The organism is Pseudomonas sp. Pseu.R1, from assembly GCF_045764065.1.
In the GTDB taxonomy this organism is placed as follows: Bacteria; Pseudomonadota; Gammaproteobacteria; order Pseudomonadales; family Pseudomonadaceae; genus Aquipseudomonas.
In genome coordinates, this window is sequence record NZ_JBJGEE020000001.1 from 4292740 (window position 1) to 4306550 (window position 13811).

9 protein-coding genes are annotated in these 13811 nt (G+C 59.7%); 1 reads left to right on the forward strand and 8 read right to left on the reverse strand.

Going from position 1 to position 13811, the window contains the following annotated elements:
* Positions 1–494 precede the first annotated feature (494 nt).
* Positions 495–3206, forward strand: a complete 2712-nt coding sequence (mgtA, locus tag ACI5GA_RS19645; protein ID WP_421423890.1) for a magnesium-translocating P-type ATPase — start codon at positions 495–497, stop codon at positions 3204–3206.
* Between the two features lie 219 nt (positions 3207–3425).
* On the opposite strand, the gene ACI5GA_RS19650 is transcribed toward mgtA, so the two are convergent.
* From ACI5GA_RS19650 to ACI5GA_RS19685, 8 genes are all read right to left on the reverse strand, one after another.
* A complete protein-coding gene (locus ACI5GA_RS19650; RefSeq protein WP_421423891.1) occupies positions 3426–4604 on the reverse strand; it encodes an acetyl-CoA C-acetyltransferase in 1179 nt (392 codons plus the stop codon).
* Positions 4605–4737: 133 nt separating this feature from the next.
* On the reverse strand, positions 4738–5607 hold the full coding sequence (locus ACI5GA_RS19655; protein WP_404640439.1) for an oxygenase MpaB family protein: 870 nt from the start codon (positions 5605–5607) through the stop codon (positions 4738–4740).
* 88 nt (positions 5608–5695) lie between these two features.
* On the reverse strand, positions 5696–7360 hold the full coding sequence (gene pgi / locus ACI5GA_RS19660) for a glucose-6-phosphate isomerase (RefSeq protein WP_404640437.1): 1665 nt from the start codon (positions 7358–7360) through the stop codon (positions 5696–5698).
* 319 nt (positions 7361–7679) lie between these two features.
* Positions 7680–8531, reverse strand: coding sequence for a pantoate--beta-alanine ligase (gene panC, locus ACI5GA_RS19665; RefSeq protein WP_421423892.1), 852 nt, complete (start codon positions 8529–8531; stop codon positions 7680–7682).
* On the reverse strand, positions 8528–9328 hold the full coding sequence (gene panB / locus ACI5GA_RS19670; protein ID WP_421423893.1) for a 3-methyl-2-oxobutanoate hydroxymethyltransferase: 801 nt from the start codon (positions 9326–9328) through the stop codon (positions 8528–8530). The genes panC and panB overlap by 4 nt, the downstream gene beginning before the upstream one ends.
* Before the next feature lie 260 nt (positions 9329–9588).
* A complete protein-coding gene (gene folK / locus ACI5GA_RS19675; protein ID WP_404640431.1) occupies positions 9589–10062 on the reverse strand; it encodes a 2-amino-4-hydroxy-6-hydroxymethyldihydropteridine diphosphokinase in 474 nt (157 codons plus the stop codon).
* An 8-nt stretch (positions 10063–10070) separates the two neighbouring features.
* Positions 10071–11468: a polynucleotide adenylyltransferase PcnB gene (locus ACI5GA_RS19680; RefSeq protein WP_421423894.1), complete on the reverse strand. Its 1398-nt coding sequence runs from the start codon at positions 11466–11468 to the stop codon at positions 10071–10073.
* A gap of 898 nt (positions 11469–12366) precedes the next feature.
* Positions 12367–13803: a sigma-54-dependent transcriptional regulator gene (locus tag ACI5GA_RS19685; protein WP_404640427.1), complete on the reverse strand. Its 1437-nt coding sequence runs from the start codon at positions 13801–13803 to the stop codon at positions 12367–12369.
* Positions 13804–13811: the final 8 nt, after the last annotated feature.

The window sequence follows — 13811 nt, forward strand, 5'->3', positions numbered from 1 at the left end:
GAGTGAAGCGCGGCATTCTAGCAGCAAGGCCGGCAGGATGTTGCGGTGGACGGCGTCCACCGAGGATATCGGTGCGGTCTGTAGGAAACGCCCTTCCTGAACCTTCCCTGAACCCTCACGCAATAGTCTCGGCAGGGCTCATGATGGCGGTTTACTCTCATAAAAGCCGGGCGTATTCTTCGCCCGTTTTCAACCAATGCGGAGACCCACAGTGGGTACTTGTTCGAGTGACAGACGTCAGCCGGTTTCGATGACCGGCCAATCCTCGGCAAGATAACGCGCAGTCTTTTCACTGCCGTTATCTCGCTGACACATGCGAGAAACGGCAGGCGAACCCTTTCCTGTCCTTTCCCTGACGCTTGCCCCACGTACGGCTTTTTACGGTCGTGCGGGTGGTCCGTTGTGCGCTGTTTCCTTGCGAACGGCACACCGCGCGCTCGGCTGTACCCCTGAATCTCCATGAGCAGTAACCCTTCAGTCCAGGGGACACCATGATGAAATTCGCCCTCCTGAAAGAGTTCTTCGCAGGTTTTCTGCGGACCCGTCACTTCGCCCGGCATTTCCGTCGGCTGGCCATGCTCGACAGCATGACCGACGCCACTGTCAGCCGCGAAGTACCGCCCACTCTGGCGCAAACCCTCACCCTTGGTGCCAGCGGTAAAGTGCCTGAATTGCTCTCGCGCCTAGGCAGCAACCTCGACGGCCTGAGCGAAGACGAAGCCCTCGCGCTGCGTCAACAACACGGCCTCAATGAAGTTGAGCACGAACAGCCGCTGCCTTGGTGGGTGCACCTGTGGCACTGCTACAAAAACCCGTTCAATCTGCTGCTGACGTTGCTGGCCCTCATCTCGTGGCTGACCGAGGACATGAAAGCCGCGACCGTGATCTTCTCCATGGTGGTGCTCTCGACCTTGCTGCGCTTCTGGCAGGAAGCCCGCTCCAATCAGGCCGCCGACGCACTCAAGGCGATGGTCAGCAACACCGCGACCGTGCTGCGTCGTGAAGACGGCAAAGCGCAGCGCATCGAACTGCCGATCAAACAATTGGTGCCGGGCGACCTGATCGTGCTCTCGGCGGGCGACATGATTCCTGCTGACTGCCGCGTGCTCAGCGCCAAGGACCTGTTCGTCAGCCAGGCCGCGATGACCGGCGAATCCTTGCCCGTCGAGAAATTCGCCCGGCGCCAGGAGGTCGATACCGGCAACCCGCTGGATCTGGAAAACATCCTGTTCATGGGCACCAACGTGGTATCGGGGGCCGCGACCGGCGTGGTTCTCACCACCGGTAACAACACCTATTTCGGCGCCCTGGCCCAACGCGTCAGCGCCACGGATCGTGCGCCCACCTCGTTTCAGGCCGGGGTCAACAAAGTCAGTTGGCTGCTGATCCGCTTCATGTTCGTCATGGCGCCGCTGGTGCTGTTCATCAATGGCTTCACCAAGGGCGACTGGATGGAAGCGCTGCTGTTCGCGTTGTCCATTGCCGTGGGCCTGACCCCGGAAATGCTGCCGATGATCGTCACCTCGACGCTGGCCAAGGGCGCGGTGTTTCTGTCGCGCAAGAAAGTCATCGTCAAACGTCTGGATGCGATTCAGAACTTCGGCGCCATGGACGTGCTGTGCACCGATAAAACCGGGACGCTGACCCAAGACAAAATCTTCCTGGCGCGCCATGTCGATGTGTGGGGGGATGAGTCCGACGACGTGCTGGAAATGGCTTACCTCAACAGCTATTACCAGACCGGGCTGAAAAACCTGCTGGACGTTGCTGTGCTGGAGCACGTGGAAATCCATCGCGAGCTGCAAGTGGGGACTGCGTTCAGCAAGGTCGACGAAGTGCCGTTCGATTTCAACCGTCGGCGCATGTCGGTGGTCGTGCAGGAGCACGGTCAGCCTCATCTGCTGATCTGCAAAGGTGCTCTGGAAGAGGTGTTGGGCGTGTGCAATCGCGTACGTCATGGCGAAGAGGAAGAATCGCTGACCCCGGAACTGCTGGAGCGCATTGTGCAGGTGACGGCGGGCTTCAACGAAGAAGGGCTGCGCGTTGTGGCCGTTGCTGCGCGTTCAATGGACGCCGGGCGTGACGCTTATGGCTTGGCCGATGAAAGCGACCTGACCCTCATCGGCTATGTGGCCTTCCTCGATCCACCGAAGGAAAGCACCGCACCCGCCCTCAAAGCGTTGGCCGAACACGGCGTGGCGGTAAAAGTGCTGACCGGTGACAACGAACGCGTGACCGCCAAGATCTGCCGTGAAGTGGGCCTGGAGCGTCAGGGCCTGTTGCTGGGGGGGGACGTTGAGCGCATGAGCGATGCCGAACTGGCCGTGGCGGTGGAAACCACCAACGTGTTCGCCAAGCTGACGCCTTCGCACAAGGAGCGCATCGTGCGCCTGCTCAAAGCCAACGGCCATGTAGTCGGCTTCATGGGCGACGGCATCAACGACGCGCCTGCGCTGCGCACTGCCGATATCGGCATTTCCGTGGACAGCGCGGTGGACATCGCCAAGGAAGCGGCCGACATCATCCTGCTGGAAAAGAGCCTGATGGTGCTGGAGGAGGGCGTGCTGGAAGGTCGCCGGACCTTCGCCAACATGCTCAAGTACATCAAGATGACCGCCAGCTCCAACTTCGGCAACGTGTTCTCGGTGCTGGTGGCCAGCGCGTTCATTCCGTTCCTGCCCATGCTGCCGATGCATCTGTTGGTGCAGAACCTGCTGTACGACATTTCGCAGATCGCCATCCCGTTCGATAACGTCGATGAGGAATTGCTGAAAAAACCACAACGCTGGCAGCCTGCGGATGTGGGGCGTTTCATGGTGTTCTTCGGGCCGATCAGTTCGATCTTCGACATCACAACCTTTGCGGTGATGTGGTACGTGTTCGGTGCCAACACGCCTGAACATCAAACCCTGTTTCAATCAGGCTGGTTTGTGGTGGGGTTGCTGACCCAGACGCTGATCGTGCACATGATCCGCACGCCGAAAATCCCGTTCCTGCAAAGCCGTGCGGCCATGCCGCTGATGGTGATGACCGGGGTGATCATGACGATCGGGGTGTTTCTGCCGATGGGGCCGCTGGCGCACTACTTCAAACTGCAAGCGTTGCCACCGCTGTACTTCGCTATCCTGCCGCTGATTCTGCTGGCCTACGTGGGGCTGACTCAGGCGGTGAAAGGATTCTATGTGCGCCGGTTTGGCTGGCAATAAGACAGATGAGGAACCCTGTGGGAGTGAGCTTGCTCACGAAAGCGGAGTACCAGCCACGTAAATGTTGTGGATGGTTGATCGTGCCCACGCTCTGCGTGGGCATGCATCCCGTGACGCTCTGCGTCACATTTGCAGGGACGCAGAGCGTCCGGGGCGGCGTTCCCACGCGGAGCGTGGGAACGATCATTGACAGGTGTTGAGTCGGTTTCTGGATTGGCGTTATCGCGCCAACGCCAGCGCCACGCCCTGACCACCGCCGATGCACAGGGTCGCCAGACCCTTCTTCGCATCGCGTTTGATCATTTCATGCAACAGGGTCACCAGCACGCGGCAGCCCGATGCGCCAATCGGGTGGCCGATGGCGATGGCGCCGCCGTTGACGTTGACCTTGTTCATGTCCCAACCCAGCTCTTTACCCACCGACAGCGACTGCGCGGCGAAGGCCTCGTTGGCTTCGATCAGGTCCAGTTCGTCCAGTGACCAGCCCGCTTTGTCCAGGCAACGGCGGGTAGCACTGACCGGGCCGATGCCCATGATCGCCGGATCAACGCCCGCGTTGGCGTAGGCGGCGATGCGCGCCAGGACCGGGAGGCCCAGCTCTTGGGCTTTCTTCGCGCTCATCAGAATCACGGCGGCCGCGCCATCGTTGAGCGACGATGCGTTACCGGCCGTGACGGTGCCGTCCTTTTTGAAGGCGGGTTTGAGCTTGGCCAGCGTTTCGACCGTGGTGCCCGCCCGTGTCTGTTCATCAGCGGAGAACGAGATCGGCTCGCCTTTGCGCTGAGGGATCAGGATCGGGGTGATTTCTTCCCCGAAACGCCTGACCTCGAACGCTGCAGCAGCTTTCTGATGCGAGTACGCGGCGAACGCGTCCTGTTCTTCACGACTGATCTCGTACTTCTGCGCGAGGTTCTCGGCAGTGATGCCCATGTGATAGTCGTTGAAGGCATCCCACAAACCGTCGCTGATCATGGTATCGACCATCGTCGCGTGGCCCATGCGCAGACCGGTGCGAGCGCCCGGCATCACATAATTCGACAGGCTCATGTTTTCCTGACCGCCTGCAATGATCACGTCGGCGTCGCCACAGCGAATGGCTTGAGTGCCCAGATGCAGCGCCTTGAGGCCCGAGCCGCAGACTTTGTTCAGCGTCATCGCTGGAACGGAAAATGGCAGCCCGGCCTTGATCGACGCCTGACGCGCAGGGTTCTGGCCCGCTCCGGCGGTGAGCACCTGGCCCATGATCACTTCGTCGACCTGAGCCGGGTCCAGGCCGGTTTGCTTCAGTAACTGACGGATCACCGCCGCGCCCAGATCCACTGCAGGAATGTTTGCCAGTGAACCTTGGAAACTGCCGACTGCGGTGCGGGTGGCGGCAACGATAACGACGTCTTGCATGATACGGATCCTCACTGTTGTTGGTTTTCATGCCGGGGCCTGATGAAAAGCTGAAGAGAGCACAGGCCTCGTGCCGGGAATCAAGGGGGCATATGGTGGCATGAATGATGAGGATAATGTAGGAGCGCCGCGTTCAGGCAATCCCCATCCTGCGCCGCGCCCGGTGTACCGACGCATTACGCACGGCCCAGCGCAGAATGGGCGCCGTGCGGTTGATGCCCGTACGAATCATGCCGCGTTTGAACGAGCCCATGTGGATATCGAACATCCCGCTGGCCCACTCCGGCAACAATTCGATTCCGGCCTGCATCATCAAATGCCCCATCGGCCTGGCCATGCGGCTGGGGGCTGGTGCATTGCGCAACACCCTCAACACCTCATGAGTGCGTTCATCACACGACAAGTGTGGGCGCATCCGTTGCAAATAATCGGCGATGCGTGACGCCGAGGTTGGCACGTTCGCTGCGCCAAGGTGTTCAGCGATTTTTGCCGTTTCTGCGTAGTACCGATCCTGATCGGCCGACGAAAGATCCGGGTTCAGATAGCGCAAATGCGCCGCCATGAAACTACTGACTTCCGCCACGTGCACCCACGTCAGCAATTCCGGGTCATCGGCCTTGTAAGGGCTGCCGTCCAGCGCAATGCCACTTATTTGTGAGTGAATGTTGCGTACCTTGTCGATCAGCCAGGTCGCGTCATGGGTCGAGCCAAATGTCGTGCCGGAGATGAACTGCCCGGTCCGACGCAGTCGCCCCATCATGTCTTCACGAAAATTCGAATGGTCCCACACGCCAGCGAGCACCCGAGGGTGAAGCATTTGCAGCATCAGAGCGCAAATGCCGCCGATCAGCATGCTCGGAAAATCGCCATGCACCTGCCAGCACACCGCCTGCGGCCCGAACAGGCCGGGGTCGCCTTTGGGGTTTTCCATGTCCAGTTGCCCGAGGGCCAGACCGGTCATGCTCATGACCTGGGTTTCGATGCGTGTGCGGATGAATTCCATGATGCCTTCCGTTCTGCGTCCGGCCTGCCCAAACAAAACCCGCCGCCTCTTGCGAGGGAGCGGGTTTCGGATACGGCGCGTCGGCCAATCAGCCGCGGTGACGGCCGCGGAAGTAGTTGATCAGGCCTTGAGTCGACGCGTCTTCAGCGGCGGTCTCTTCGGTGCCGACCAGACGGCTGTAAACACCTTTACCCAGCTCTTTACCCAGCTCGACGCCCCATTGGTCGAAGGCGTTCGTGCCCCAGACCACGCTTTGCACGAACACCTTGTGCTCGTACATCGCCACCAGCGCACCCAGACGACGAGGGCTGATGCGCTCGACGACGAGGGTGTTGCTCGGACGGTTGCCCGGAATGATCTTGTGCGGCGCAATACGCTGCACTTCCGATTCCGGCATGCCCTTGGCGCGCAATTCGGCTTCGGCTTCTTCGCGGGTTTTGCCCAGCATCAATGCCTGGCTCTGAGACAGGCAGTTGGCGTACAGCCACTGGTGGTGGTCGGAAACCGGGTTGAAGCTGACGATCGGCACGATGAAGTCAGCCGGAATCAACTGGGTGCCCTGGTGCAGCAACTGGTGATAAGCGTGCTGACCGTTACAGCCCACGCCACCCCAGATTACCGGCCCGGTGTCGGTCTTGACCGGCACGCCGTCCAGACGAACGCTCTTGCCATTGGATTCCATGTCCAACTGTTGCAAGTGCTTCGTGATGTTACGCAGGTAGTGGTCGTACGGCAGGATCGCGTGGCTTTGTGCGCCCCAAAAGTTGCCATACCACACGCCCAGCAGGCCGAGCAGCGCAGGCATGTTCTGCTCGAACGGTGCGTTCAGGAAGTGCTGATCCATGGTATAGGCACCGGACAGCAGCTCCTTGAAGTTGGACATGCCGACCGCCAGCGCGATAGGCAGACCAATCGCCGACCACAGCGAATAACGACCGCCGACCCAGTCCCACATCGGGAAAATGTTCTCTTCACGAATACCGAACGCCACGGCTGCGGCGTTGTTGCTCGACACCGCGATGAAGTGACGATACAGCTCCGCTTCGGAACCGCCCTGCGCCAAGTACCAGGCCCGGGCGGCGGTGGCGTTCTTCAGGGTTTCAAGGGTGCTGAAGGTCTTGGACGAGACGATGAACAGCGTGGTCTCGGCGCGCAGTTTGCTGGTCAGTTCGTGCAGCTCGGTGCCGTCGATGTTCGCCAGGTAGTGGCAGCGAACGCCTTTTTGCGCATAGGACAGCAGCGCTTCGGAGACCAGCTCAGGGCCAAGGAACGAGCCACCGATGCCGATGTTGACCACGTCGGTGATCGGCTTTTCGGTGTAACCGCGCCACAGGCCGTCGTGAATGCGGCCCACCAGATCGGTAATCTGGTTCAGCACCTTGTGCACTTCCGGCATCACGTTGACGCCGTTGACCATCAGCTTGTCGCCCACCGGACGACGCAGCGCGGTGTGCAGCGCCGGGCGGCCTTCGGAGGAGTTGACCAGTTCGCCGTCGTACTGCGCCTTGATGGCGTCTTTCAGGCCGACTTGATCGGCCAGATCGACCAGCAACTTGCGGGTTTCGGCAGTGATCAGGTTTTTCGAATAATCGAGGAACAGGCCGCTGCTGCTCAGGGTGAATTCGTTGAAGCGCTGCGGGTTTTCGTTGAACGCGTCGCGCATGCTGAAATTCTGCATCGCTTTGCGGTGTTCAGTGAGCGCCTGCCAGGCGGGCAGGGTGGTGACGTCATGAGGAGTGCGGTAGTACGCCATCGCTGCGGGTTTCCTTGTACTTGAACTGCCTATGGACACTGAAAGGCCAGGAGTGGACACGAATTCGTTAATACGTCAGAGACTAATCCCCGGCAACGCCGATGTCTGCGCCTTGCTTTCCCTTTGCTCGGTACTTTTTCTCACAAGGTAATCTCGCCCTTCTCGGGCGAACAGTATCGATAGGGCATTGCGGGTGTGGCTAAGTTCATTCCCCAAGGCCGTATGAAGCCCGTGTTGCTTGAATTTCACAAGCCTGACCTTGGGGTAGTGAGCATAGATGCGAATGCGAAAGTGCTCTCTATAAACGCTGCGTGGGGTGTTATTCCCTGACCAGATGCAAATTGTCGATCAAACGGGTCTTGCCCAGAAAGGCCGCGCCCAAGACCACAAGGTCCAGATCGTTTGGTGTGGTCGGACGCAGCGTCACGGCGTTGCGGATTTCCAGATAATCCGGGCGTAATCCCGCGATTTCGAGGGCTTTCTTGCCATCGACCAGAAGCTGCTCGTGGTTCTGCTCGCCATTGTGCAACGCATCACCGATCTGTTTGATGACACGATACAACGCAGGCGCCGTCGCACGTTCGGCTTCGGTCAGATAGCCATTGCGCGAAGACAGCGCCAAACCGTCAGCCGCGCGCACCGTCGGCTCGCCAATGATCTGGATCGGCATGTTCAGGTCCCGCACCAGTGCGCTGACCACGGCCAGTTGCTGGAAGTCTTTCTGGCCGAAAATCGCGATGTCCGGCTGCACCATGTTGAACAGCTTGCTGACCACGGTGGAGACCCCATCGAAATGCCCAGGGCGACTGCCACCACACAGGCCCTCGGAAACCACCGGTACGCGGACGATGGTCTGGTCGGCCATGCCATGAGGGTACATTTCTTCGACTGTGGGGGTGAACAGCAGATGGCAACCGGCCTGCAGCAGTTTTTCCTGATCGGCCGCCAAGGTGCGCGGGTAGGTGGCCAGGTCTTCGTTGGGGCCGAACTGCAACGGGTTGACGAAGATACTCGCCACCACGAAATCAGCGCGTTGTGTGGCCTTGGTCACCAGGGCCGTGTGGCCGCTGTGCAGGTTGCCCATGGTGGGCACGAGCGCGATACGTTTGCCTTCACTGCGGGCGCGAGCGACGGCAGCGCGCAGTTCGCGCACGGTTTTTACAGTGTTCATGCCGAGAATCCGTGTTCTGGAGCGGGGAAGCTGACGTCTTTGACGGCGCTGACATAGGCCGCGATGGCGGACTGGATGTCCGGCTGGCCGGTCATGAAGTTCTTCACGAACTTGGGCACCCGGCCACTGATGGACAGGCCCAGCATGTCGTGTAATACCAGCACCTGGCCATCGGTGGCGCTACCGGCGCCGATGCCGATCACCGGGATTTTCACCGCATGGGTGATTTCCTGCGCCAGTTCGCCAGGCACGCATTCGAGCAGAATCATCGCCGCGCCAGCCTGTTCCAGCGTGATCGCGTCAGCGCGCATCTGCCGCGCCTGCGCTTCTTGACGCCCCTGGACTTTGTAACCGCCCAGCACGTTGACCGCTTGAGGGGTCAGGCCCATGTGCGCGCACACTGGAATCCCGCGATCGGCGAGCAGACGAATAGACTCACCCAGCCACGCTGCACCCTCGATCTTGACCATGTGCGCACCGGCCTGCATCAACATCGCGCTGTTGGCGAAGGTCTTTTCGATGGTGGCGAAGGACATGAACGGCAGGTCCGCGAGGATCAACGCGCCCTGGTTGCCGCGTTTGACGCTGGCCACGTGATAGGCCATCTCGGCAGTGGTGACAGGCAGTGTGCTGTCATGACCCTGAAGGACCATGCCCAGCGAGTCGCCGACCAATAACACTTCGACACCTGCCTGGCTGGCAGTGTGGGCGAAGGTTGCGTCGTAGCAGGTGAGCATGGTGATCTTCTCACCTTTCTGCTTCAGGCCCAGCAGGGACGTAACGGTGATATCTGGCATGAAAAAAGTCCTCATTCAGGCGCTGTGAATACTACGCCGAGCAACGCGTGATTCATTCTGCAAATGCAGGCACATCGTCGTTTCGCGATGTTTGAAAAGACCTGTCAGGCGCCTTAAAGCCGGTCGTCCGGCTTCGGGACGCTTATCTTCGTGAGGAGGGGGCGGGAAGTCAATTCCGGGTGTTACCGGTTTGGTCGGGATGTTACCGGTTAGAAGTAACGGCGAGCGCGATGCAAGCTCACTCCTACAGGGAAAAGGCGCTAGATCCTTTCTAACCCTTCGAACGGGCAATCGGCGAGAAGGTCATCCAGCCTGCGGCCATCGGCAAAGGTGATCCCCGGCGCCAGCTCGGACAGCGGATACAACACGAACGCCCGCGCCTGCATGTGGTAATGCGGAACCTTCAGGCGCGGCACGTCGATCACGCGATCGCCAAACAGCAGAATGTCCAGGTCCAGTGTTCGCGGCCCCCAACGCTCCAACCGCTCGCGGCCCTGGTCATTCTCGATCTCTTGCAACGCATCCAGCAGTGCCAGAGGCTCAAGCGTAGTGTCCAGCGCTGCCACCGCGTTGGTGTAGCGCGGCTGACCCGCAAGCAGCGAATCGCTCACATAAAAAGAAGAAACGCCTGACAGGCTGGTTTGCGGCAACTGCCCCAACGCTTTTAGCGCTTCACGCAGTTGCTCGGCAGGGTCGGCCAGGTTGCTGCCCATGCCGATGTAGACTCGCTCCATCGCTGCCATTATTCCGCTGCGTCCGCGCCTGCATGTTTGCGTTTGCCGCCGCCACTGCGACGACGCTTGCGCGGCCCCTGACCGGTGGTCTCGGGTTTGTTGCTCAGATCGCGAATCATGTCGCGTCTGCCGGATTCATTGGCGTCCTGATAATCAGTCCACCACTCGCCCAGGCCATCGGTCTCTTCACCCGCAGACTCACGCAACAACAGGAAATCGTATCCAGCACGGAAGCGTGGGTTGTCCAGCAGCAGATCGGCACGTTTGCCCGAGCGACGCGGGAGACGTTCCTGCATGTCCCAGATTTCGCGAATCGGCATGGTAAAACGTTTTGGAATCGCGATTCGCTGGCATTGCTCGGCGATCAGTTCGTGAGCCGCTTCCTGCATGGCCGGAATCGGCGGCATGCCGCGCTCTTGCAGGCGCAGTACGCGATAGGGAAGTGCTGGCCACAGCAGAGCTGCGAACAGAAATGCCGGGGTGACGGGTTTGTTCTGCCGTACGCGCAGGTCGGTGTTGATCAATGCGTTGCAGATCAGCGTATGCGTGTAGGTCGGTGTGTGCTCCAGCGCTTTGGCGCTGGCCGGGAACAGCGGGTCGAACAATTCCAGGTCCACCAGCATTTCGAACGTCGGTTCAGCCTGGCCGGACAGGAACAGCTTGAGCACCTCTTCGAACAGACGTGCTGCCGGAATGTCGCGCAGCATTGGCGCCAGTGGGCGAATGGGCGTTGCGGTGTGCTTCTCGATACCAAAGTCGAGCTTGGCAGCGAAGCGCACGGCGCGCAGCATCCGCACCGGGTCTTCTTTGTAGCGCTGCTGAGGATCGCCGATCAGGCGAATCAGGCGATTACGAATATCGTGCACGCCATTGGCGTAATCCAGCACGCGCTCGGTGACCGGGTCGTAATACAGAGCGTTGATGGTGAAGTCGCGGCGTTGGGCGTCTTCTTCCAGCGTGCCGTAAACGTTGTCCCGCAGAATCCGCCCGCTCTCGTTGCGCGAAGACTGATGGCTGTCTTCCTGCTCTTCGTCTTGCGGGTGATTGGCGCGGAACGTCGCCACTTCGATGATTTCGCGACCGAAATGGATGTGAACCAGTTTGAAACGACGACCAATGATCCGTGCGTTCCGGAATTCTACACGCACCTGCTCAGGTGTGGCGCTGGTGGCGACGTCGAAATCCTTCGGGGTGATGCCCAGCATCAGGTCCCGTACACAGCCGCCTACCAAGTAGGCCTGATAGCCCGCATTTTGCAGACGCTCGACGATATTCACCGCATAGCGGCTGAATTGATTGCGCTGCAACGAATGCTGGTTGCTGCTGAGCACTTCAGGCGTTGTGCGCACGTGTTGCTGCGGCTTGCGCAGGGGAGAACGGATGGACTGGAACAGCTTCTTCAGCATGGGATGCACTGTTTGAAGGGAATTTCGGCCAATGACGAAGAATGACCGCATGATGGGCGGGGATTCTAGCATTTAGTCGAGGGATGGTGTAGGACGCAGCGCGAACGCCGCTTGAAGGCAGGAAATGCAAGGGTTGAAGCGGGTTTTGCTGTGCTCTGATTGGGAAAACTTCTTCCCGGAAGCTACTGGGGGAGCCGAAGCTCCCCCAAAGTGCGTGCTCTTATTTTTATTGTCTGTTGGGCTTTTTGTTTTTGTTGAGCGCCCAATTCACGGCTCTTCGCCAGTGAAACCTCCCAATCGGGAGTCAAGAGCAAACGGATTGCTTTGGTCGCTGTGCTGCAATGATCAATCGATCCAACCAGTTCAGGCGCTACCTTAGGGTAGTTTTTTGTTGTTCTCGGCCTGGTTGCGGGACAAGTCCCAAATGCAACGCCTCTCCAAAAGAATCAGTTAGCTGCGCCTCCGCCGTGTTGTTCTTGTTATGCGTGAGTCGATTCGTCTTGTTTTTATTGTGTTGTTTTGCGGGTGACTGATTTTTGTTGTTCTTGTACGAATACATATAGCAGGAGGCGTGCCAACTTCTGCGAAACAGGCTGCAGCCCTCTAAATACGGGGGTGTGGCAAATCGACGCTATTTTCTTGTAGTCAGAAAAAGCCGGGACTACGTTACCGTACGCCCCGGCTTTTGTTACGTGTCGCTGATGAGGTAACAGTTTTTTCACAAGCCCCGGTATGCCGCGTGCCAGAGCCTTTCACGATACCGAGTATCGGCCGTAACGCTTGTGGGAGCCGGCTTGCTGGCGAAGGCGGTGCTTCAGTGATGGATGAGTTGACTGAGACACTGCTTTCGCCAGCAAGCCGGCTCCCACAAAGGACTGCGCATTGCTACATAAAAGTCTCAGGTCTCGCTGGCCACGCCGGTCTTGCGGCGGGGGATGCCCAGACGCTGGCGACGTTCCCACAGGCACTTGCGGCTGACGCCGAGCTTGCGCGCCAGTTCGGTCTCGGTCATGTGGTCCTGGTGCTCAAGCACGAAGTGCTGGAAGTAGTCCTCCAGCGACAGGTCCTCGGTCGGTTCTTGCGCGGTTGAATTCGAGGACGGCTGCTGAGGCGCCAGACCAATGAACTCGTCGACGTCCAGATCACCCAGTTCGATATCGATACCCAGCAGGTCGGCCGAGATTTCCGGGCTCTCGCACAGAATCACGGCGCGCTCGACTGCGTTCTCCAACTCGCGCACGTTACCCGGCCAGGAATACTGACGAATGGCTTGTTCTGCATCAGGACCAAAGCGCAGATCGTTACGGCCTGCCTTGGCGCTTTGACGGGCGAGGAAGGCGTTGGCGATTTCATTGACGTCCGCGCCGCGCTCGCGCAGGGCAGGCAGTTTCAAGGCGATGACGTGGAGTCGGTAATACAAGTCCTCACGGAACTGGCCGACTTTGGCCAGGCTCTTGAGGTCGCGGTGGGTCGCGGCGATCAGGCGTACATCGACTTTCTGCGATTGCACCGAACCGACCCGGCGAATCTCGCCTTCCTGAAGCACCCGCAGCAGGCGCGCCTGGGCTTCAAGCGGCAACTCGCCAATCTCATCGAGGAACAGCGTACCGCCGTCTGCTGCCTCCACCAGACCTGCGCGTCCTGCGCTGGCGCCGGTGAATGCGCCTTTTTCGTGGCCGAACAGTTCGGACTCGATCAGCGTTTCCGGGATCGCGGCGCAGTTCACCGAGATCATCGGCGCTTTGGCGCGTCGGGACAGGTTGTGCAGGGCGCGGGCGACCAATTCCTTGCCGGTGCCGGACTCACCCTGAATCAACACGTTGGAATCGGTGGGCGCAACCTTGCGGATCTTGCCGTAGAGGTCTTGCATCGGCGGGCAGGAACCGATGATGCCGATCTCGCCGTTGCTGTTATCTGGCCCTTTGTCGGCGGCAGCGGCCTTACCAGGTACGGCAGCGCGTTCGGCCTGAAGGCTTTGTACCGTTTGTCGGTCGCGCAGGATGCGTGACACGGCCTGGAGCATTTCGTCGTGATCGAAAGGCTTGGCGATGTAATCCACCGCGCCCATCTTCATCGAGTCCACGGCCGAGCGCAGGCTGGCGTAGCTGGTCATGATCAACACGGGCTTGCCCTGACCCAGCTTGATCAGCTCGGTGCCGGGAGCGCCGGGCAGGCGCAAGTCGCTGACGATCAGATCAAACGAGGGGATGCTGAAACGTTCCTGAGCTTCCTGCACGGATCCGGCTTCACTGACCTGGTACTGATTACGTTCCAGCAGGCGACGCAAGGCAGAGCGGATAATGGTTTCGTCTTCGACGATCAAAATGTGCGGCATTGATTCGA

Excerpts from the sequence above, each read along its gene's own strand:
- ACI5GA_RS19680 (WP_421423894.1), bottom strand. The coding sequence starts at position 11,468 with ATGCTGAAGAAGCTGTTCCAGTCCATCCGTTCTCCCCTGCGCAAGCCG.
- panB (WP_421423893.1), bottom strand. The coding sequence starts at position 9,328 with ATGCCAGATATCACCGTTACGTCCCTGCTGGGCCTGAAGCAGAAAGGT.
- ACI5GA_RS19655 (WP_404640439.1), bottom strand. The coding sequence starts at position 5,607 with ATGGAATTCATCCGCACACGCATCGAAACCCAGGTCATGAGCATGACC.
- pgi (WP_404640437.1), bottom strand. The coding sequence starts at position 7,360 with ATGGCGTACTACCGCACTCCTCATGACGTCACCACCCTGCCCGCCTGG.
- folK (WP_404640431.1), bottom strand. The coding sequence starts at position 10,062 with ATGGAGCGAGTCTACATCGGCATGGGCAGCAACCTGGCCGACCCTGCC.
- mgtA (WP_421423890.1), top strand. The coding sequence starts at position 495 with ATGAAATTCGCCCTCCTGAAAGAGTTCTTCGCAGGTTTTCTGCGGACC.
- panC (WP_421423892.1), bottom strand. The coding sequence starts at position 8,531 with ATGAACACTGTAAAAACCGTGCGCGAACTGCGCGCTGCCGTCGCTCGC.
- ACI5GA_RS19685 (WP_404640427.1), bottom strand. The coding sequence starts at position 13,803 with ATGCCGCACATTTTGATCGTCGAAGACGAAACCATTATCCGCTCTGCC.
- ACI5GA_RS19650 (WP_421423891.1), bottom strand. The coding sequence starts at position 4,604 with ATGCAAGACGTCGTTATCGTTGCCGCCACCCGCACCGCAGTCGGCAGT.